The organism is Pseudomonas sp. P129 (assembly GCF_020312195.1).
GTDB lineage: Bacteria > Pseudomonadota > Gammaproteobacteria > Pseudomonadales > Pseudomonadaceae > Aquipseudomonas > Aquipseudomonas fragariae.
Genome location: NZ_JAGPYS010000002.1, coordinates 644,557 through 665,666, shown reverse-complemented (window position 1 = coordinate 665,666; position 21,110 = coordinate 644,557). Strand labels below are relative to the sequence as shown.

19 protein-coding genes and 1 pseudogene are annotated in these 21,110 nt (G+C 60.0%); 14 read left to right on the top strand and 6 right to left on the bottom strand.

Going from position 1 to position 21,110, the window contains the following annotated elements; all coding sequences use genetic code 11:
- Positions 1–43: 43 nt before the first annotated feature.
- Together KBY02_RS26450 and KBY02_RS26445 are read left to right on the top strand one after the other, a co-directional pair.
- A pseudogene (locus KBY02_RS26450) lies at positions 44–1,090 on the top strand (methyl-accepting chemotaxis protein); the annotation flags it as partial.
- On the top strand, positions 1,073–1,945 hold the full coding sequence (locus tag KBY02_RS26445; protein WP_404944253.1) for a methyl-accepting chemotaxis protein: 873 nt from the start codon (positions 1,073–1,075) through the stop codon (positions 1,943–1,945). The pseudogene KBY02_RS26450 and the gene KBY02_RS26445, both read left to right, overlap by 18 nt.
- Before the next feature lie 81 nt (positions 1,946–2,026).
- Here the strand turns inward: KBY02_RS26445 and KBY02_RS08110 are convergent, their stop codons facing one another.
- Positions 2,027–2,932, bottom strand: a complete 906-nt coding sequence (locus KBY02_RS08110; RefSeq protein WP_003405623.1) for a LysR family transcriptional regulator — start codon at positions 2,930–2,932, stop codon at positions 2,027–2,029.
- Between the two features lie 103 nt (positions 2,933–3,035).
- On the opposite strand from KBY02_RS08110, the gene KBY02_RS08105 reads away from it, so the two are divergent.
- Both KBY02_RS08105 and KBY02_RS08100 read left to right on the top strand, forming a co-directional pair.
- Complete coding sequence (locus KBY02_RS08105; RefSeq protein ID WP_032653689.1) at positions 3,036–4,238, top strand: aspartate aminotransferase family protein; 1,203 nt, start codon at positions 3,036–3,038, stop codon at positions 4,236–4,238.
- 124 nt (positions 4,239–4,362) lie between these two features.
- Entirely contained in the window at positions 4,363–4,908 is a 546-nt protein-coding gene (locus KBY02_RS08100) for a DUF4174 domain-containing protein (protein ID WP_011267621.1), read from the top strand.
- Between the two features lie 53 nt (positions 4,909–4,961).
- On the opposite strand, the gene KBY02_RS08095 is transcribed toward KBY02_RS08100, so the two are convergent.
- Positions 4,962–5,402 (bottom strand): CBS domain-containing protein, encoded by a 441-nt coding sequence (locus KBY02_RS08095; protein WP_003405616.1) that lies wholly within the window; start codon positions 5,400–5,402, stop codon positions 4,962–4,964.
- A gap of 223 nt (positions 5,403–5,625) precedes the next feature.
- Between KBY02_RS08095 and KBY02_RS08090 the strand changes: the two genes are divergently transcribed.
- On the top strand, positions 5,626–7,989 hold the full coding sequence (locus KBY02_RS08090) for a DNA polymerase II (RefSeq protein WP_032653685.1): 2,364 nt from the start codon (positions 5,626–5,628) through the stop codon (positions 7,987–7,989).
- On the opposite strand, the gene KBY02_RS08085 is transcribed toward KBY02_RS08090, so the two are convergent.
- A complete protein-coding gene (locus tag KBY02_RS08085; RefSeq protein ID WP_024641023.1) occupies positions 7,986–8,831 on the bottom strand; it encodes an NAD-dependent protein deacetylase in 846 nt (281 codons plus the stop codon). The two genes, KBY02_RS08090 and KBY02_RS08085, sit on opposite strands and share 4 nt — an antisense overlap.
- A gap of 175 nt (positions 8,832–9,006) precedes the next feature.
- Here KBY02_RS08085 and KBY02_RS08080 point away from each other — a divergent pair, with 175 nt between their 5' ends.
- Positions 9,007–9,849, top strand: a complete 843-nt coding sequence (locus KBY02_RS08080; RefSeq protein WP_011267624.1) for a PhzF family phenazine biosynthesis protein — start codon at positions 9,007–9,009, stop codon at positions 9,847–9,849.
- A 168-nt stretch (positions 9,850–10,017) separates the two neighbouring features.
- Here KBY02_RS08080 and KBY02_RS08075 read toward each other — a convergent pair whose 3' ends face one another.
- Entirely contained in the window at positions 10,018–10,857 is an 840-nt protein-coding gene (locus tag KBY02_RS08075; RefSeq protein ID WP_011267625.1) for a TIGR03915 family putative DNA repair protein, read from the bottom strand.
- Positions 10,854–12,074 carry a putative DNA modification/repair radical SAM protein gene (locus tag KBY02_RS08070; RefSeq protein ID WP_003405604.1) on the bottom strand — a complete coding sequence of 407 codons (1,221 nt, stop codon included), beginning with the start codon at positions 12,072–12,074 and terminating at the stop codon, positions 10,854–10,856. Before KBY02_RS08070 ends, KBY02_RS08075 begins: the two co-directional genes overlap by 4 nt.
- 213 nt (positions 12,075–12,287) lie before the next feature.
- Here KBY02_RS08070 and KBY02_RS08065 point away from each other — a divergent pair, with 213 nt between their 5' ends.
- Genes KBY02_RS08065 through KBY02_RS08050 form a run of 4 tightly spaced genes read left to right on the top strand, consistent with a single transcriptional unit; the run spans position 12,288 to position 14,951 of the window.
- Positions 12,288–12,434 (top strand): hypothetical protein, encoded by a 147-nt coding sequence (locus tag KBY02_RS08065; protein WP_153795665.1) that lies wholly within the window; start codon positions 12,288–12,290, stop codon positions 12,432–12,434.
- Positions 12,431–13,177, top strand: a complete 747-nt coding sequence (gene aztA / locus KBY02_RS08060) for a zinc ABC transporter ATP-binding protein AztA (RefSeq protein WP_003405598.1) — start codon at positions 12,431–12,433, stop codon at positions 13,175–13,177. Before KBY02_RS08065 ends, aztA begins: the two co-directional genes overlap by 4 nt.
- Positions 13,174–14,043 (top strand): metal ABC transporter permease, encoded by an 870-nt coding sequence (locus KBY02_RS08055; protein ID WP_003410031.1) that lies wholly within the window; start codon positions 13,174–13,176, stop codon positions 14,041–14,043. The genes aztA and KBY02_RS08055 overlap by 4 nt, the downstream gene beginning before the upstream one ends.
- Positions 14,044–14,054: 11 nt before the next feature.
- Positions 14,055–14,951, top strand: a complete 897-nt coding sequence (locus KBY02_RS08050; RefSeq protein WP_011267627.1) for a metal ABC transporter substrate-binding protein — start codon at positions 14,055–14,057, stop codon at positions 14,949–14,951.
- A 50-nt stretch (positions 14,952–15,001) separates the two neighbouring features.
- On the opposite strand, the gene KBY02_RS08045 is transcribed toward KBY02_RS08050, so the two are convergent.
- Complete coding sequence (locus KBY02_RS08045; protein ID WP_003405591.1) at positions 15,002–16,150, bottom strand: aldose epimerase family protein; 1,149 nt, start codon at positions 16,148–16,150, stop codon at positions 15,002–15,004.
- 280 nt (positions 16,151–16,430) lie between these two features.
- Between KBY02_RS08045 and KBY02_RS08040 the strand changes: the two genes are divergently transcribed.
- The 4 genes from KBY02_RS08040 to araH all read left to right on the top strand — a co-directional run bounded on the left by KBY02_RS08040 (position 16,431) and on the right by araH (position 21,087).
- Positions 16,431–17,303: an SMP-30/gluconolactonase/LRE family protein gene (locus KBY02_RS08040; RefSeq protein WP_024643218.1), complete on the top strand. Its 873-nt coding sequence runs from the start codon at positions 16,431–16,433 to the stop codon at positions 17,301–17,303.
- A 185-nt stretch (positions 17,304–17,488) separates the two neighbouring features.
- Entirely contained in the window at positions 17,489–18,502 is a 1,014-nt protein-coding gene (locus tag KBY02_RS08035; protein ID WP_032653683.1) for a substrate-binding domain-containing protein, read from the top strand.
- A gap of 55 nt (positions 18,503–18,557) precedes the next feature.
- A complete protein-coding gene (gene araG, locus KBY02_RS08030) occupies positions 18,558–20,081 on the top strand; it encodes an L-arabinose ABC transporter ATP-binding protein AraG (RefSeq protein WP_032653680.1) in 1,524 nt (507 codons plus the stop codon).
- A 40-nt stretch (positions 20,082–20,121) separates the two neighbouring features.
- A complete protein-coding gene (gene araH / locus KBY02_RS08025) occupies positions 20,122–21,087 on the top strand; it encodes an L-arabinose ABC transporter permease AraH (RefSeq protein ID WP_003405587.1) in 966 nt (321 codons plus the stop codon).
- Positions 21,088–21,110: the final 23 nt, after the last annotated feature.

Sequence of the window (21,110 nt, the reverse complement as noted above, 5' to 3'; positions counted from 1 at the left end):
GCCTCTTGTACTCCACTGATGACCAACGAAAGAGCGACTCCCTGTGATAAACACTCTGCGCAATATTTCTGTCAGGTCCAAGCTCGTGCTCGGGTTTGCTCTGGTCATCGTACTGACGGTGCTGATCGCGCTGACAGGCTGGACAGGCATCACCTCACTGAGCGAACGAAGCGAGCGGATTTCCGACATCGGCAAGCTGAGCGCACTCACGCGAGATGTCCGCATTGCCCGATTGGCCTATTCGGTCAACTATGACGCCGAGCGCGCCAGCAACTGGTTGAAAGCGCTCGAAGGTCTCGAAAATCATGTGAAGTACGCGCAGAAGGTGTTCGATTCTCCGTTGAACGTACCGTTGGTGAATACTGCCGCAGACGCCTTGAAGGATTACCGTATTCACTACGACAACCTCATGCAGGCAACCGCTGCCCGTGAGGCGACCCGTTCGGTGTTTGGCCAGTACGCCGATGCAGGCGCTGATGATTTGCAAAAGCTCAACGCCGTTGCCCGATCCGATGACGGGACTCCCGCGCAGCGCGATGCCATCGTGCAGGCGATGACGCTGTTCCAGAAAATGCGCTTCGACTTGCGTGGCTACACCTATTCGCTGAAGGCGGAAAACCGTGCTCCAGCGGAAACATCGATGAACACGGTTATCGAGTTTGTCAGAAATCTGCAGGGTTTCGATGGCCAGTCGGCGATCATCAAGCACCTTGTGGACTCGATGATCAGCTACCAGAACACCTTGAATCAGTTCACCGCGGCGCAGGCCAGGATTGATCTGGCTCAGGCAGGCATCACCAAAGACATCGGCATCCTGTTTGAATGTGCTGACAAGCTGTCCGAGAACCAGGTCAACCTGAGAGTGGAGGATGTGAGTCAGGCCAAGATGCTGCTCTCTGTCTGGCTGATTGCAGCGTTGATCATGAGTGCCCTGGCGGCGTGGGTCATTACCAACCTTATCGTTGGCCCGCTGCGTGACACACTGAAACTGGCCGAGCGTGTCGCTGATGGTGATCTGACGCACAACCAGGTGGTTACCCGCAAGGATGAACTGGGCCAGCTGCAGGGCAGCATGATGCGCATGACCGGCAACCTGCGCGAGCTGATTGGTGGCTTGCGCGATGGCGTGACACAAATCGCCAGTGCCGCCGAACAGTTGTCGGCTGTCACCGAGCAGACCAGCGCTGGCGTCAACAGCCAGAAGAGCGAAACCGATCAGGTCGCCACTGCGATGCACGAAATGTCTGCGACCGTTCAGGAAGTCGCACGCAACGCAGAGCAGGCTTCACACGCTGCGGTCAACGCCTCGAAAGAAGCTCGCGAAGGCGACGGCGTGGTGTCCAAGGCTGTTGCGCAGATCGAGAAGCTTGCGACTGAGGTCACTCACTCCAAGTCCGCGATGGACGACCTCAAGAACGAAAGCAACAAGATCGGTGGCGTGCTCGATGTCATCAAGGCCGTTGCCGAGCAGACCAATCTGCTGGCCCTCAACGCTGCAATCGAAGCAGCGCGTGCGGGCGAAGCAGGCCGAGGCTTTGCGGTGGTGGCTGACGAAGTGAGAAGCCTGGCCCAGCGCACGCAGACGTCGACCGAAGAGATCGCGGCCTTGATCAGCGGCCTGCATACCCGCACGGCGCAGGTGGCGACGATCCTCGACAACAGCCAGGCACTGACTGCAAACAGTGTCGAGCTGACACGCAATGCGGGTGTTTCCATCAATAACATGACGCAGGCAATCTCGACGATCGAGACGATGAACCATCAGATCGCCGCTGCCGCCGAAGAGCAGAGCGCCGTTGCCGAAGAGATCAACCGCAGTGTCCTGAATGTGCGAGACATCTCCGAACAGACGGCTTCCGCCAGTGAAGAGACCGCTGCGTCGAGCGTCGAGCTCGCTCGTCTGGGCGTGCATCTGCAAAGCCTGGTCAGTCGATTCCGGGTCTGACGTTCATTCCCGGTAAACCCCGGCGCGCACCGCAAAGGCCGCGCGCAGGGGGCGACCCGGTGACCCTCCGGCGGTAAGTCCTTACCGCCCCCAAAGCCCCGTCGCGTACTCCACAAAACTTCTCAGCTTGGGCAGTCGATAACGGTCCTGCACATACAGCAGGTTCATCGGTCGTCGGGGCAAATGGTAGTCCGGGAACAACGCAAACAGCCGGCCTTCCTGCAGGTCGCGCTGTACCAGTGCATCCGGAAGCATCACGACGCCCATGCCTGCACGAGCCGCCTGATAAAGACCGGCGGAAGTGTTGGCCACCATCGAACCGCTTACCTCCACCAGCACGTCGCCGTCTGCGCCGGTCATACGCCATTGTGTACCGGCAGTCCGCCATTCGTCTCCCGCCGGGTAGGCGAACGCCAGGCAATTATGCTCACGAAGATCCTCGGGATGGGTCGGCGTGCCGTGGCGGGCGAGATAGTCCGGCGCGGCGCAGATGGTCAAGGTGTAATCCTGCAGGGGACGGGCGATCAGTGGCGACGATTCTGGAATGTTGCCCAAGCGAATGGCGACGTCAAAACCATTGTCGATCATGTCCAGACGTTGATTGGTCAGTACAAGGTCGAGCCTGACTTCGGGAAAACGCCGCGAGAATTCGACCAGCGCAGGCGCCAGCACTTCCGAACCGAATGTCAGTGGTGCGGTGATGCGCAGCGTACCTGTGGGATCGCCATGAGCCTGCTCGGCCAGTTGCTCGGACTCGGCCACCAGCCCCAATACTTCCAGGCAACGCTCGTAATACGCGGTACCGAATTCCGTCAATCGCTGACGGCGTGTGGTGCGCTGCAAGAGGCTGACGCCCAAGCGCTCCTCCAGTGCGCGCAAGTGATTGCCGACCATGGTGGTGGAAATCGAACACGCTTGCGCCGCTGCCGTCAGGCTGCCTGCCTCGACCACTTTCACGTACACGCGCATTGCCTGAAACAAATCCATTATCAATCCTGGCTTTAAAATGATTGAAGTATTTCGCTGTTTATCCATTTGAGGTGGTTAACGATACTGCAAAAACCGAAACATACCCAAGGAGCTTCACCTCATGACCGCCACCTGCCTGATGAGCACTTACCAACCTCTGGCCCTGAGCTTCACACATGGTCTGGGCACACGTCTGTGGGACCAGAGCGGCCGCGAGTACCTGGACGCCGTGGCGGGCGTAGCCGTGACCAATGTGGGGCACTCGCATCCACTGCTGGTCGAGGCGATTCGCGATCAGGCGGGTCTGCTGTTGCACACCTCCAACCTGTACACCATCGACTGGCAGAAGCGCCTGGCGCAGAAACTGACGGCCTTGTCGGGGCTGGACGCGGTGTTTTTCAACAACTCCGGTGCCGAGGCCAACGAGACTGCGCTCAAGCTGGCGCGCCTGCATGGCTGGCACAAGTACATCGAACGGCCTTTGGTCGTGGTCATGGAAAACGCCTTCCACGGCCGCACCCTGGGCACATTGTCGGCCAGTGACGGGCCGGCCGTACGCCTGGGTTTCAGTACCTTGCCGGGCGATTACATCAAAGTGCCCTTTGGCGATCTGGCAGCGTTCGACAAGGTTTGTACGACGTATGGGCATCGGATCTGCGCCGTGCTGGTCGAACCGATTCAGGGCGAGGGCGGCGCGCAGGTGGCACCCGCCGGGTACCTCAAGGCCTTGAGGGAGCGTTGCACACGGCGTGACTGGCTGTTGATGCTCGACGAAATCCAGACCGGTATGGGCCGGACAGGCAAGTGGTTTGCCTTTCAACATGAGGGCATCGTTCCCGACGTCATGACCCTGGCCAAGGGGTTGGGCAACGGTATACCGATTGGTGCTTGCCTGGCACGGGGCAGGGCGGCGCAACTGTTCACGCCCGGCAGCCACGGCAGCACCTTCGGCGGTAATCCGCTGGCCTGTCGGGTCGGCTGCACGGTGATCGACATCATCGAACGGCAGGTGCTGGTGGCAAACGCCGCACTGCAAGGCCGGCAGTTGCTGGAAGGGCTGCGCACTGCGCTGGGTGCCCACCCGAACGTGCTGGAAGTTCGTGGCCAGGGTTTGATGATAGGGATCGAGTTACGCCAGGCGATACCCGAACTGACACGCATCGCAGCCGAGCAACATGGCCTGTTGATCAATGTCACCCGGGGCAAAATCATCCGCCTGTTACCGCCCTTGGTGCTGGACGCCGCTGAAGTGGGGCAGATTGTCCAAGGCCTGACGGCGAGCCTCGACAGCGCCTGTGATCAGTCGTTTGCACGCTCTGCCTGACGCAACGGATTAAGGAAAAGGACTACATCGGGCTGTACCGGGATGACCCATATGCGGTAGAACAGATCAGCATCGTGTCGGTCTGTACGCGATGGCTACCCAATGGATTTGAAAGGAGCCCACCATGTTAATCCGGTCCCTGACCCTCGCCACCCTGCTTGTCGCTGCCGGTACAGCGCTGGCTGCTGACAGCGATGGCCCTCTGGCACAGGAGCGCGGCAAGTCGCGTCCCTTGATCATCATCGCCCCCAGCAGCATCGATCCGGTGCTGATCAAGCTCAAGAAGTCACTGGACGAGCCTGCCAACCGTGAGGCTTTTGCGCAGCGCAATATGGTGCTGTTCACGGTGGTCAACACCATGGGCGAGCGCGACGGCAAAAGCATGGACCCGCAGTCGACCATGGCATTGATCCGTGAGCTGAAGCTGGGGGCGGGTGTGGGGACCAAGGTCATTCTGGTGGGCAAGGACGGCGAGAAAAAGATCGATAAGACTGTCGGAAAGTCGGAATCGATAGAGCCCAAGGAAATCTTCGCCACTATCGATCAGATGCCGATGCGCGAGCAGGAAGCTGCCGCACCGGCTCCCGAGCCGCCAGCCAAACCCGCGCCTGCCGAAAAACCCGGCAAGCCGGTCAAGGGCGCGGCACCTGGCAAGACGCTGGACGACTGAATGAACGGCGTGGCGCGCGGCAATCGCGCGCTGCGCCTGATGTGTTGCTCAGGTCATTCGCCGCGAATGTACTGCTCGAGCTGTTGAATGAGGTTCGCCTGTTCTGCAATGGCTTCCTTCACCAGGTCACCGATGGACAGCAGGCCCAGCAACTGGCCGCCTTCCACGACCGGCAGGTGGCGCAGATGGCTGTCGGTCATGATCCCCATGCACGCTTCGACGCTGCGTTGCGAGTCGACAGTGATCACTTTGCTGCTCATGATGTCCCTCACCGGTGTCCCCACCGACGAGCGTCCCTTGAGCACTACCTTGCGCGCATAGTCGCGCTCGCTGATGACGCCGACTACCACGTTGCCCTCGACCACCGGCAGCGCACCGATGTTCTTTTCAGCCATTAACTTGAGTGCGTCGAGCACCATCTGATCCGGTCCGATGGTATGCACTTGCTGGTTCTGCAGGTCTTTCAATTTCAGTAGCTGGGCGACGGTTTTCATGGGGCTCTCCGTGATCGGGACCTGGGTGGCTGTAGTGCATTGCCAGAACCACTACAGAATCATCCAGCGCGCAGAATCGAGCAAGCAGTAAATAAGGATCACGGGGATAGGAGGAATCAATTGTCCATGCCCCTCAATGTGCCGCTAATTCGCCTCCAGACGCGCCTTTAGCCTCATAGCCAAGTAGAATCATTTGTTTCACCGGGCGGTCGAGGTAACAGCGTTGGATGTACAGCAGGGCTTTATCCTGAGTCGGCACTGGCAAGACACGCCCGCCGGGACCGAGGTCGACTTCTGGTTGGCCACCGATCAGGGCCCGCGCCATATTCGCCTGCCTTGCCAGCCCTCTGTCGCCTTTATTCCTGCCGAACAGGGTGAGCGGGCCCGATCGTTGTTGCGTACCGAACGTGGCGTCGAACTGCGTCCGCTTGAGCTCTGTGATTTTCGTCACCGTCCGGTGCTGGGTGTGTATTGCCAGCAGCACCGCCAGTTGATGAACATCGAAAAGTTGCTGCGCAGAGGCAATGTAGACGTCTATGAAGCGGACATTCGCCCGCCCGAACGCTACCTGATGGAACGCTTCATCACCGCGCCGGTGCAGTTTGGCGGCACGCCGGATGCCGATGGGGTGCTGTGCGACGCGCAGATCAGACCATCGCCCGATTACCGTCCTAATCTGAGGCTGGTCTCGCTGGATATCGAAACCACCGCCCGCGGCGAGCTGTATTCGATTGCACTGGAGGGCTGTGGGCAGCGCCAGGTCTACATGCTGGGGCCGGCCAACGGTGGTGACGAGACGCTGGATTTTCAGCTCGATTATTGCGATACCCGCGCGCAGTTGCTCGAACGCCTGAACGACTGGCTGGCGCTGCACGACCCTGATGCGATTATCGGCTGGAACGTTATCCAGTTCGATTTACGCGTGCTGCATGAGCATGCCCAGCGCCTGCAAGTGCCGTTAAGGCTTGGGCGTGGCGGTGAAGCGATGGGCTGGCGTGAGCATGGCAGTCGTAACAACCATTTTTTTGCCGAAGTGAGCGGGCGGCTGATCATCGACGGAATCGAGGCATTGCGCTCGGCGACCTGGAGCTTTCCGTCGTTCAGCCTCGAATACGTCGCGCAGACTCTGCTGGGCGAAGGCAAGGCCATCGACACACCTTATCAGCGTATGGACGAAATCAACCGCATGTTCGCCGAGGACAAACCGGCGCTGGCGCGTTACAACATCAAGGACTGCGAACTGGTCACGCGCATCTTTGCCAAGACCCAATTGCTGACCTTTCTGCTCGAGCGCGCCACGGTCACCGGTCTGCCTGCCGACCGCAGCGGTGGTTCGGTTGCGGCTTTCTGCCATTTGTATATCCCGTTGATGCACCGCCAGGGTTTCGTGGCGCCCAACCTGGGCGAGCGCCTGCCAGAGGCCAGCCCTGGCGGTTTTGTCATGGATTCCCAGCCAGGGCTGTATGAGTCGGTGCTGGTACTGGACTACAAGAGCCTTTATCCGTCGATCATTCGTACCTTTCTGATTGATCCGGTGGGCTTGATCGAAGGCCTGCGCCATCCAGCGGACAGCGAGTCGGTGCCGGGCTTTCGCGGCGCGCGCTTCTCGCGCACCCGTCACAGCCTGCCAGCCATCGTCGAGCGCGTGTGGCAAGGTCGGGAAGCGGCCAAGCGCGAGCAGAACGCCCCCTTGTCCCAGGCGCTGAAAATCATCATGAATGCCTTCTACGGCGTGTTGGGCTCGAGCGGCTGTCGCTTTTTCGATCCGCGCCTGGCTTCATCGATCACCCTGCGTGGGCATGAAATAATGCTCAAGACCCGCGACCTCATTCAGGCGCAGGGCTACACGGTGATCTATGGCGATACCGACTCGACATTCGTCTGGCTGGGCCGTCCTCATGGGCAAGAGGAGGCAGCAAGCATCGGCAAGGCGCTGGTGCAGCAGGTCAATCAGTGGTGGCGCGAGCACTTGCACGCCGAGTACGGTTTGCACAGTGCCCTTGAACTGCAATACGAAACGCATTTTCGGCGCTTCCTGATGCCCACCGTGCGCGGTGCGGAGGAGGGCAGCAAGAAGCGTTACGCCGGCCTGGTGACCCGTGCTGACGGTTCCGAGGAGATGGTCTACAAGGGCCTCGAAACGGTACGCACCGACTGGTCGCCACTGGCTCAGCAGTTTCAGCAGGAGCTGTACCTGCGGATCTTCAAACGCCAGCCGTATCAGGATTACGTGCGTGACTACGTGCAACGCACCCTGTCAGGCGAGCTGGATGACCTGTTGATTTACCGCAAGCGCTTGCGTCGCAAGCTCGATGACTACCAGCGCAACGTGCCGCCTCATGTACGCGCTGCACGGCTGGCCGACGAATACAACGACCAGCAGGGGCGACCGCGTCAGTACCAGAGTGGCGGCTGGATCAGCTACGTGATGACCACCGCCGGGCCGGAACCGCTGGAGATTCGTCACGCCCCGATTGACTACGATCACTACGTGACTCGTCAGTTACAACCACTGGCTGACGCGATCCTGCCGTTTGTGGACGACGATTTCAGCACCCTGATCGGTGGGCAGTTGGGGCTGTTTTAAAGCGAAACCAATTGCTCGGCGAGCCACGGCAAGGCCTGCTCACAGGACGCTTCGATCTTCATTTCAAGCAGCTCGTCCGCCCGGGTCTTGCCATGGTTGATGGCGATGACCGGTTTGCCCTGTTCGGCCATGGCCTTGCACAGGCGGAATGCCGACCAGGCCATCAATGACGTGCCCACCACCAGCAGACCTTCTGCGTCCTCGACACTTTGCGTAGCCCTGGCAGCGGTCTGCGCGGCGACGTTTTCACCGAAGAACACGACGTCCGGCTTGAGCCTGTCGCCTCCACAGTGCGGACAGCGGGGCACCTCGAAACTGGCTTCGAACGCCGGGTCTAGCAGGGTATCGCCGTCCGGTGCCTGTGTCGCGTGGACGCCGATCAGATAAAGGTTGTGCGCCAGCATCTGCTCTTGAATTCCTGCACGGTCGCTGCGCTGCTGGCAATCCAGACACAGCACCCGGTGCAGGCTGCCGTGCAGCTCGATGACGTCCCGGCTTCCGGCCTGTGTGTGCAGTGCATCGACGTTCTGGGTGATCAGTCCGGTAATGGCGTGTTCAGCCTGCAGCGCAGCCAGGGCCAGATGCGCGGCATTGGCCTGTGCCGCGCGGATCCGCGGCCAGCCGAGCATGGCGCGTGCCCAGTAGCGCTGGCGCGCTGCAGGGTTGCCGAGAAATTCCTGATACATCATCGGCTGCTTGCCGCGCCGCACGCCATTCTTGTCGCGGTAGTCCGGAATGCCGGATGCGGTGCTGATCCCTGCGCCGGTCACCACCAGAAACGGTTTGTCGGCCATTACCTGGCATAGCGTGTCGAGCAGATCTCGGATTGGGCTGTCGAGCATGTTTGAACCTCGGGTGGCCTGCCTCTTGTGACTGGACACATTATCATCTGGCATGCAGGTAGCGTTGCGACTGCCACAGCTGTGAGCCGCCGTGGCCGACGTTGGTTCAATATCCCGTTGTTCACCCGGCTGTGGACGTGGCACTCTGGTTTTTTATACCGGAAAGGACGCCCCGATGCGCTCGTTCGATTTCAAGCAACTGGATGTCTTCACTGATCAGCCTCTGCTCGGCAATCCGCTGGCGGCGGTGTTGGGCGCTGACGGGCTGAGTGACGAGCAGATGGCCGCCTTTGCCCGCTGGACCAACCTGAGTGAGACCACGTTTCTGCTCAAGCCGACAGACCCGCGTGCCGACTATCGCGTGCGTATTTTCACCACCCTTGAAGAGCTGCCGTTCGCTGGCCATCCCACCCTGGGCAGTTGCCACGCCTGGCTGGAAAGCGGTGGCGTGCCTCGCGGTGAGGAAATCATTCAGGAATGCGGCATCGGCCTGGTGCGTATCCGCAAGGATGCCGCCGGGCTGGCATTTACCGCGCCGCCGCTGTTGCGCTCAGGCGCCGTGGACGCCACGTTTGTCGAGCGGATTCGCCTCGGTCTGAAGCTGGCTTCCGAGAGCATTCTGGACGCCCGCTGGGTCGATAATGGCCCTGGCTGGGTCGCACTGCGGCTGAAAGATCGTGCAACCGTTCTTGCTCTGCAGCCTGACCATGTTCAACTGGACGGCTTGAAAATCGGCGTTATCGGAGCGTGGGACGCTGATGTGGACGGTGTAGATGCCCAATTCGAGGTGCGTGCGTTTGTTTCCGGCGACGGTATGGCTGAAGACCCGGTGACCGGCAGTCTCAATGCCGGCATCGCTCGCTGGTTCCTGGAGGAAGGCCTGGCACCGGAGCGCTATGTCGTGAGTCAGGGCACTGCGCTCGGACGCAAGGGGCGGGTGTCCGTTCAGCGTGCAGGTGAGGATATCTGGGTGGGCGGCTCGACTGTGACGTGCATCGACGGAAGGGTTACGCTCTAGAGGATCGGGCTGGAAAGCCCCATGTGCGAGATACAGGCAGCACCAAAGCCTTAGACTCCTTTGCCCTTGATACCAGGCAGCAGATGTGTGACGCGGAGCGTCACGAAATGCATGCCAACTCGGAGCATTGGCGCGTTAGTCAAAACAGACTTGTGTATACCGACGCGCTCAATCCTTCAGCGCAATCTTCTTGCCGCGTCTGGCGGCGATGTCGCTGGCCTGGCCGTCACGCTGCTTGCCGGTGCGGGCCTGGGTGATCAGGGCAGGGATCAGCGGGCCTTCCGGCAGGTTTTTCCAGAAGCGCGAAGGGAAGTGACCTTCCATGACCTTGGGGTTCAGGCGCGCAGGGTTGAAGATGTGGCTGTAGTAGGTCAGCCACAGTTCGCCATGCGGGTCTTCCACCTGCCGGGCCATGGTCTGCCAGGCTTGCGGGCAGCGTCGCTCATGAATCAGTTGTTGGCCGTCGTAATACACGCCGTCCTGAGGCGTGGCGATCATCCAGCGATGCTGACCCATACGGCCGATGAAATGCTCGCTGGCACTGAGCAGAATATCGTGGGCCGGTTCGTGCCAGGCCACGTACTGCGGACGCATCAGAGCTTCGTCGGCAGCCACGGGCGGCAGCGCGACAAACCGCAGAAACGCATGCAGATGATGGGCCTCACGCCTTACCGATTTGAGGCGGCGATGCAATTCACTGCCGAGTTTGTCACCGGCCATCATGGCGGTGCGATCACCGTGGGTCACGCGCCACAACACTTCGTACAGAAGGCTCCAGCGCTGATCGCCCCGATAGTGCGAGGCGCTCTCCAGCAACTGCACCAACTCCAGCGGAACCCGTGCCTGAAAAGGCCCGGCTTCCCTGGGGTACTCTTCTTCACTGCCGAACAGGTCGGCGGCATCCGGCGACTTCCAGCTGACCTGACTGGGGTCGATTTCATGGCTCAACAGCCAGCGAGCCTGTTGTCGCCAGGTCTCGAACAGGTCGTCGCAGTCGAGGCAGATCATCCCCACAGGCCCATTTGCTGAGGCTGAGGCCGGTCGCGCAACTGGTGATGCAGGAACTCGCTGGTGGTTTCCGCGTGCGGCGGGTGGTAATCACTGGTAATGATGAACGGCTTGGCCTTGGCCAGTATGCAGCGCATGCGGGTGAGGTCTTCGTAGCGGATGCGTCGCTGTCTGCGCAGCTCGACCAGCCGCTGCGTGGTGCGGATGCCAATACCCGGCACCCTGGCGATCAGCGCCGGGTCCGCCTGGTTCAGGTCCAGCGGGAAAACCTGGCGGTTGCCCAGCGCCCAGGCCAGTTTAGGGTCGATGTCCAGCGCCAGATCACCGGGGCCGTCGAGCAGTTCACCCGCGGTAAAACCATAGCCGCGCAGCAGAAAGTCAGCCTGATACAGGCGATGCTCGCGCATCAGAGGCGGTGCCGCCAGGGGAACACTGTTGGGGCTGTTGGGTATCGGGCTGAACGCAGAATAGTAGACCCGGCGCAGCTTGAAGTTGCTGTACAGCGACTGCGCGCTGTGCAGGATGGTGCTGTCGTCGGTGGCATCGGCACCGACAATCATCTGCGTGCTCTGCCCGGCAGGCGCAAAGCGCGGCGAGCGAGGCTCGTTGCGCACCGTCTGCTCACCGGTGTAAATCGTCTGCATGGCCTGCTTGATCGACGCGACGTCTTTTTCCGGGGCCAGGGTCTGCAGGCTCAGGTCAGTTGGCAGCTCGATGTTCACGCTGAGACGGTCGGCGTAGCGGCCGGCCTTTTCGATCAGCGCCGGATCGGCGTCAGGGATGGTCTTGAGATGGATGTAGCCGCGAAACTCATGCACCTCGCGCAACAGCCGGGCAACTTCGACCAGTTGCTCCATGGTGTAGTCCGCGGAGCGAATGATCCCGGAACTCAAAAACAGCCCGCTCACGCAATTGCGGCGATAGAAGTCCAGGGTCAGGGTGACCACTTCTTCGGGAGTGAAGCGCGCACGGGGCACATCGCTGGAGCGACGGTTGACGCAGTACTGGCAGTCGTAAAGACAGAAGTTGGTCAGGAGGATTTTCAGCAGCGACACGCAACGCCCGTCCGGCGTGTAGCTGTGGCAGATGCCCATGCCATTGGTGGAACCGAGCCCGGACTTGTCCTGCGAGCTGCGCTTGGGTGCTCCACTACTCGCGCACGACGCATCGTACTTGGCGGCGTCTGCCAGAATGCTGAGCTTGTCGATAAGCTGCATGAAGTGCCCCTTGACTGTTTGTATATACAGTATAGGGAGGCGTGCAGTGTCACAAGTACCGCACGGCGGAGTTGTGCGTGGCGATTCTGAAACTGATCTGCGCGGGAGTTTATCTGCGTGGCTGGAAAGCAAGGTGCCGGCATGAATGTTATTTAATAACATTTATCCGGTTGATATGTAATACTGTAACAAATAGTTGCAGGTTACTTTTACTTGAAAAATCCTCCTGACGCTTCGACAGCAAGCGCTTCGATAGCAGGTTCCGTGCTGGCTCAGTCGGCCTGGAAGCGCGTCCTGTTTTCCCTGGCGATACTGATATTGCTCTGGCTGGCCATTGGCTGGTCGGTGGCGATTCCATGAGTGCCGCCATCGCTCTGGAAAACCTCACGGTGGCGTATGAACGCCGCCCGGCCGTGCACCACATCAGCGGGCGCTTCGAGGCCGGTAGCCTGACGGCTATCGTCGGGCCCAACGGCGCGGGTAAATCGACGCTGATCAAGGCCATCGCCGGCACCATGAAGCCTGCTCAGGGGCGCGTCGACCGGGGGCGTCTGGCAACCCGCACAATTGGCTATCTGCCGCAGGCCGCAGAAATCGATCGCAGCTTTCCGCTGAGCGTTGCGGATACGGTTTCGATGGGCGCCTGGCACAGCATCGGCCCGTTTCGCAGCCTGACCCGCAATCACGCGCGTCTGACCGGCGAGGCGCTGACGACTGTCGGCCTTGAGGGTTTTGAAGGGCGTAGCGTGGGCTCGCTGTCGTCTGGCCAGTTTCAGCGGGTGTTGTTCGCCAGGCTGCTGTTGCAGGACGCCTCGGTGATTCTGCTAGATGAGCCGTTCACTGCCATCGACGCGCGCACCACGCGTGATCTGTTGCAACTGGTGCGCGCCTGGCACGGGCAGGGGCGCACGGTGATTGCCGTACTGCACGATATCGAACAGGTCCGTCAGCACTTTCCGCAAACCCTGTTGATGGCTCGCGAAGCCATTGCTTGGGGTGAGACCTCGCATGTGCTTAGCGACGCCAACCTGCGCAAGGCGCGCAACATGGCTGAATACTGGAGCCCGGATGCCTTGTTGTGTGATGCCGAGGACGACGCATGATGCTCTATAGCCTGGTGGTTGAGCCGTTTATCGAATTCGGCTTCATGCGCCGCGCGCTGGTGGCGTGTCTGGCGCTGGGCATCGGCTCGGGGCCGGTCGGCGTGCTGTTGATGTTGCGGCGTATGAGTCTGGTGGGCGACGCCATGAGCCATGCGGTGCTGCCGGGCGCGGCGGTGGGCTTCATGGTCGCCGGTCTGTCGTTGCCGGCAATGGGGTTCGGCGGCCTGATCGCCGGGCTGGCAGTGGCCTTGCTGTCCGGTCTGGTGAGTCGACTGACCTCATTGCGCGAAGACGCCAGCTTTGCCAGCTTCTACCTGACCTCGCTGGCCGCCGGGGTGCTGATCGTGTCGCTGCATGGTTCCAGCGTCGATCTGCTGCACGTATTGTTCGGCACCATTCTGGCCATTGATGACACGGCGATCTACATGGTCGGCAGCATTGCCTCCTTCACCCTGATTCTGCTGGCGATCATCTATCGCCCGCTGGTGCTGGAGTGCTTCGATCCGGGCTTTCTACGTGCGGTCGGCGGGCGCGGCTCGCTGTACCACGTTCTGTTCCTGCTGCTGGTGGTGCTCAACCTGGTCGCAGGCTTTCAGGCGCTGGGCACGCTGATGGCGGTGGGCATGATGATGCTGCCGGCAACCGCCGCACGTTTCTGGACCCACTCGCTGAGTGGCCTGATGGTGATTTCGACGCTGCTGGCGACCTTGTCCGGGCTGATCGGGCTGATTGTTTCCTACCACCTTGGCGTCGCCTCGGGGCCGGCCATCGTGCTCACGGCCAGTGCGTTCTACGGCATCTCCCTGTTGTTCGGGCGCACGGGCATCGTGCGCCGGCTGTTTCCCAAACCTCACCTGGCTCACTGAAAAGGTACGTCATGAAACGATTGATGATGTTGAGTTCCCTGGCTGCACTGGCGTTGTCGGCATTCGCCAGCCTGGCTCAGGCCAAACCGCTCGAAGCCGTTGCCTCGTTCACGGTCATTGCCGACATGGTCAGTACGGTCGGCGGTGATCGTGTGCACGTCAGATCACTGATCGGTCCGAACGGCGATCCACACGTCTACGAGCCGACACCGAGTGACGCCCAGGCGCTGAAAAACGCCGATCTGGCATTTGTCAGCGGCCTGCATCTGGAGGGCTGGATGGATCGTCTCATCAAGGCTTCAGGCTACAAGGGGCAGCCGGTGGTGCTGTCCGAGGGCATCAAGACCCGCAGCATGGATGAGGACGGCAAGCGCATTGTCGACCCGCATGCCTGGAACAGCGCGGCCAATGGGGTGATTTATGTGCGCAACATCGTCGCAGCGCTGAAGAAAGCCGATCCGGAAGGGGCCAGCGTGTATCAGGCCAATGGTGATCGCTACATCGTCGAGTTGCAGCAACTGGACACCTACGCCCGCGATCAGATCCGTTCGATTCCGGCTGCCAGACGCAAGATCCTCACCTCTCATGACGCGTTCGGCTACTTCGGCGATGCCTATGGTGTGACCTTCCTGTCGCCGCTGGGCTTGTCTACCGAGTCTGAGGCGTCGGCCGCCGATGTGTCGAAACTGATCCGTCAGATCAAGACCGAACATGTCAGTGCCTACTTCTTCGAAAACTCCAGCGACCCGCGTCTGGTCAAGCAGATAGCCGAAGCCAGTGGCGCTCAACCAGGGGGTGAACTGTACGTGGAGTCCCTGTCGCCAGCCGACGGCCCGGCGCCAACCTACGCGAAGATGTTCCGTTACAACGTCGATACCCTGACTGCGGCAATGAAGCGCAATCAGTAAGCCTGAAGCTGCCCGGCGCTCTGATCACAGGCGCCGGGCAGCTCAACGCTTTAGTCGTTGAGGAATTTGAACACAGTCGTCTGGGTGTAGGCCTTGCCAGGATCCAGTCGGGTGCTGGGGAATTTCGGCTGGTTGGGTGCATCGGGGTAGTGCTGCGTTTCCAGGGTAAAGGCGCCCCAGTGCGGGTAGACCTTGCCTGCCTTGCCGTGAATGCTGCCATCCAGGAAGTTACCGGTGTACAGCTGCACGCCGGGCTCTGTGGTGAACAGTTGCAGTCTGCGGCCTGATTGCGGATCGCTGACCTCGGCGGCCAGTTTCTTCACATCACCCTTGGTGTCGAGCACCCAGTTGAAATCAAACCCGCCTTGCTTGGGTTCGGCGTATTTCAACTGCTGGTGATCAGCCTTGATGTGTTTGCCGAACGCGGTGGGCTTGAGAAAGTCCATGGGCGTGCCAGCCACAGCAGGCAGTTCACCGGTCGGGATCAGCTTGTCGTTGACCGGGGTGTAGTGCGAGGCGTGAAGGGTGGCGACCTGTTTGAGCACATCACCACTGCCAGCGCCGGCCAGGTTGAAATAGCTGTGGTTGGTCAGGTTCAGCACCGTCGGTTTGTCGGTGGTGGCGCGGTAGTCGATCTTCAGCTCGTTTTTTTCATTCAGGCTATAGGTCACTTCAGTCAGCAGGGCACCCGGAAAGCCCATCTCGCCGTCCGGCGACAGGTAGGTCAGCTTCACGCCGACCGAATCACCGCTCTTGGTTTCTTCTGCCTTCCACAGACGCTTGTCAAAACCCTGCGTGCCGCCGTGCAGCGCGTTGGTCTTGTCATTGAGCGGGACCTGATAGGTTTTGCCATCCAGACTGAATTTGCCGCCTGCCAGCCGGTTGCCGAAGCGGCCGATGGTCGCGCCGAAATAGACCGTACCGTTGTTCTGGTAGCCCTGCACATCGTCGAAACCCAGGACGATGTCTTCGACCTTGCCGGCCTTGTCAGGTACCAGCAGCGATTGCAGCGTCGCGCCGTAGGTGATGATGCTGGCCTGCACGCCGTGACTGTTGCGCAGGGTGTATTTTTCGACGGCAGAGCCGTCGGGCAGTTGGCCGAACGCGCTGTGTTCGCTGGAGAGTGCGGCGGCCTGTGCGGTCAGGGTGCTGATCATCAAGGACAGTCCAAGGGTGCTGAGAAGCGCATGTTTTTTCATCTGATCTGCCTGCTTTTATTGTTATTGGTAAGACTATTTGATCGGATTCAAGCCGATGCATGGATGTATAGCCTATAAAATGGTGCTTGAAAAATAAATTGTAATACTATTTAGTAGTGCCATCGTCGCGGAAGGCTTGTGACTTACCTTAGCCGATCTGTCGAATTTTTTGCCATGCAGCCCGAACGCCGTGCAACGGGTCGGCGCAGGCAGAGGTTGGACAAGACCGCGACACAAACATCCAAAAGTGCCTTTACAACAATAACAAAGGACATTTTTCATGAACTGGCTGCCCGTTTCCGAGCACCGCTTCAAGCTGGCCGAAGGCGCCTTCTGGGATGCCGAGCAGCAGGCTTTGTACTGGGTCGACATTGCCGGGTTTCTGGTGTGTCGTCTGGTCGCCGGGCAGATCCGCCAATGGCGCATGCCGGAGCCAGTCTCCGCATTTATTCCGACCGAGCAGGGTGATGCACTGGTGACACTGGCCAGCGGCGTCTATCGTTTGGACCTGGACTCCGACAAGACTTCCTTGCTGCCGTTCTGCGTGGCAGATCCCACACCCGGCAATCGCGCCAACGAAGCCAGGTGCGATGCACGCGGCCACCTTTGGCTTGGCAGCATGCAGAACAACATCGATGCCGAGGGCGGCGACGTGCCTTTAGTGCGTCGTTCAGGCGGGTTGTTCCGCGTTGAACCTGATGCCCGGGTGACTCGTTTGCTGGACGGGCAGGGCATCGTCAACACCCTGTTGTGGAATGAAGAGTGCAGTGTGCTGTACAGCGCCGATACCCTGGACGACGTCATTTATCACTATCCGGTGCTGGCGGATGGTGCTTTGGGGCCACGCAAGGTATGGGCGGAAAAACACCATCGAGGCTCACCCGACGGCTCGGCGATGGATGCCGAAGGGTATGTCTGGAATGCGCGCTGGGGTGGCAATTGCCTGATCCGCTTTGCCCCGGATGGCAGCGTTGACCGGGTTGTCGAGCTGCCGGTCAGCCATCCCACCAGTTGTGTATTCGGCGGTCCTGGCCTGGAGACGTTGTACGTCACCAGTGCCGCGCCTGCCGATGCAAATGGTCGCTTCGACGGCGCGCTGCTGATGGCGCAGGTTGGCGTCAAGGGCACGCCGTGTCAGCGTTTCGCCGGTTGAGATACGTGTCGTGCCGCTGAGTTTTATGCGACGGCAGCATGAGGGTAGATGCAAGGGTGACATTAGGTTACATAGCGGTCATCCGTTATATGGTATGACTATTTGATCGGTTTCGGACGTTCCGGCGTTTGCAACCGCCACCTCGCTGGTCGCTGTAGCTATTCAATAAAAATAAGGAGTTAGCTATGTTGAGTCGTCACGGGATTCGTTCCCTGTGCTGTGCCGCTGTCACTACCGCCATTCTTGGCATGAGTGGCATCACCTCCGCTGCCGAAGAAGTCAAAATCGGCTTTCTGGTCAAGCAGGCTGAAGAGCCGTGGTTCCAGGCCGAATGGGCCGCTGCTGAAAAAGCCGGCAAGGAGCATGGTTTTACCGTCATCAAGATTGCCGTGCCCGATGGTGAAAAGACCCTGACCGCTATCGATAACCTCGCCGCCAACGGTGCCAAGGGTTTCGTGATCTGCCCGCCTGACGTGTCGCTCGGCCCTGCGATTGTGGCCAAGGCCAAAGCGCTGGGATTGAAAGTCATGGCCGTGGATGATCGCTTTGTCGACGCCAAGGGCAACTTCATGGAGGACGTGCCTTACCTGGGAATGGCGGCATTCGAGGTCGGCCAGAAACAGGGCGCCGCCATGGCCACCGAAGCGAAGAAACGCGAGTGGGACAAGGATGGCTGGAAGGGCACTTACGCGATCATCAACACCTACAACGAGCTGGATACCGGCAAAAAACGTACGGATGGTTCGGTGAAGTCGCTTGAAGAAGCCGGCTTGCCTAAGGACCATATCGTCTTCACCGCACAGAAAACCCTCGATGTGCCGGGCAGCATGGACGCCACCAACTCGGCGCTGCCGAAACTGCCGGGCGATGCTAAAAACCTGATCATTGGTGGTATGAACGACAACACCGTGCTGGGTGGCGTACGTGCGACTGCGAGCAATGGCTTTACCTCGAAAAATGTCATCGGGATCGGCATCAACGGTACTGATGCAATCGATGAACTGAAGAAAAAAGAGAGTGGTTTCTTTGGTTCCATGCTGCCAAGCCCGGACAAGGAAGGCTACAAGACGGCCGAATACGTGTTCAATTGGGTCACCAAGGGGGTCGAGCCGCCCAAGTACACCGCTATGGATGACGTGACATTGATCACTCGCGAAAACTTTCAGGCTGAACTGACCAAAATCGGTCTGTGGAAGTGAGCTGAGCGAGGGGCCTGATTTTCGGGCCCCTCAACTGTGCGAGGAGGTTGGTTTCATGCAACAGGCTATCGAGCTTCAACCCATAGGCGGTGCCTTGCGTTTCAACGGCATCGGCAAGGTATTCCCCGGCGTCAAGGCGTTGTCTGACATCACCTTCGAGGCCCGTCCTGGCAGCGTTCACGCATTGATGGGCGAGAACGGCGCAGGCAAATCGACACTGCTGAAAATCCTTGGCGGGTCGTATCAGCCCAACAGCGGCAACCTGCAGATCGGCGACCAGACTCATCAGTTCAAGTCCACTGCCGACAGCATCGCGGCGGGTGTGGCGGTGATTCACCAGGAGCTGCATCTGGTGCCGGAAATGACCGTTGCCGAGAACCTGCTGCTCGGGCACATGCCCAATCGCTTCGGGCTGATCAATCGCGGTGCGATGTATCGCCGCGCCGGCGAGCTGCTCAAGGGTCTGGCTGACGAAATTGACCCGCACACACGCCTGGGCGACCTTTCGCTGGGCCAGCGGCAACTGGTCGAGATCGCCAAGGCCATGTCGCGCAATGCCCACGTCATCGCCTTCGACGAGCCCACCAGCAGCCTGTCGGCGCGTGAGATCGACCGACTGATGGCAATCATCGTGCGCCTGCGCGACGAGGGCCGAGTGATTCTTTACGTGTCGCATCGCATGGAAGAAATCTTCCGCGTCTGTGATGCGGTGACGGTGTTCAAGGACGGCCGTTTTGTAAAAACCTTCGAACAGATGGCTGATCTTGATCATGACCGACTGGTGACCTGTATGGTCGGTCGCGATATCCAGAACATCTACAACTACCGTCCGCGCCAGCATCAAGGGCCAAGTCTGCGTGTCACCGGTCTGCTGGGGCCCGGCCTGCACGAGCCGGTCACCTTCGCCGTGCAGAAGGGCGAAGTACTGGGCTTCTTCGGCCTGGTCGGCGCCGGGCGTACCGAGCTGTTCCGGCTGCTCTCGGGGCTTACCCGCAGCTCTGCAGGTACCCTGCAACTGGACGGAAAACCGCTGACACTCAAGTCTCCCCGAGATGCCATCGAGGCTGGAATTCTGCTCTGCCCCGAGGACCGCAAGAAGGAAGGCATCGTGCCGCTGTCCAGCGTCGCGGAGAACATCAACATCGGTGCGCGCCCCCGGCACGTGAATCTCGGCTGCCTGATTCAGGGTCGCTGGGAGCGTGACAACGCACGCAGCCAGATCAAGTCGATGAACGTCAAGACGCCATCGCCCGAGCAGCAGATCATGTACCTCTCGGGCGGTAATCAACAGAAGGCGATTCTTGGCCGCTGGCTGTCGATGCCCATGAAAGTCCTGCTGCTGGACGAGCCGACTCGCGGGATCGACGTCGGGGCCAAGTCCGAGATTTACGAGATCATTCACAACCTGGCCGCCGACGGTATTGCGGTGATTGTGGTCTCCAGCGATCTGATGGAAGTGATGGGCATTTCAGACCGCATTCTGGTGATGAGCGAAGGCGCAATCACCGGCGAACTCAATCGCGACGAGGCTGAAGAGTCGCGACTCCTGCAATTGGCTCTGCCTCGCACGCGCGGCTGACAATCGGTCCCTGACCATGAACAATAAAAAAGAGGTGCGTATGTCTACCGAATCCAGCCTGCAGGCTCCCCGCCAGGGCATGAACCTGCGTCGTTTCGCCGATGACTGGGTGATGCTCCTGGCCGCCGTGGGGATTTTCCTGCTGTGTGCCGTGTTCATCGATAACTTCATGTCGCCGCTGAACATGCGCGGTCTGGGCCTGGCGATTTCCACTGTAGGTATCGCTGCCTGCACCATGCTCTTTTGCCTGGCGTCCGGGCACTTCGACCTCTCGGTCGGTTCGGTGCTGGCCTGTTCCGGGGTGATCGCCAGTATCGTCATCCGCGACACCGACAGCGTATTCCTGGGTGTCTCGGCAGCCCTGGCGCTCGGGTTAGTCGTGGGTCTGATCAACGGCATTGTGATCGCCAAGCTGCGCATCAATGCCCTGATCACGACTCTGGCAACCATGCAGATCGTGCGCGGCCTGGCGTACATTTTCTCCAACGGCAAGGCGGTCGGCGTTTCCAACGAGGACTTCTTCATCTTTGGCAATGGCCAGGTATACGGCGTGCCGGTACCGATTCTGATCACCATCGCCTGCTTCATATTCTTCGGCTGGTTGCTCAACTACACCACCTATGGGCGCAACACCATGGCCATCGGCGGCAATCAGGAAGCTGCGCTGCTTGCCGGGGTGCATGTTGATCGCACCAAGATCATCATTTTCGCCGTCCACGGCCTCGTCGGAGCATTGGCGGGCGTGGTCCTGGCTTCGCGCATGACCTCGGGGCAGCCGATGATCGGACAGGGCTTCGAGCTGACGATCATTTCTGCCTGCGTACTGGGCGGGGTATCGCTAAGCGGCGGCATCGGCATGATCCGTCACGTCATCGCCGGGGTGCTGATTCTGGCGATCATCGAGAATGCGATGAACCTGAAGAACATCGATACGTTCTACCAGTATGTGATTCGCGGCACGATCCTGTTGCTGGCGGTGATCATCGACCGCATGAAGCGCCGCTGACCGGCCAGCGCAGTTAAAGAGCC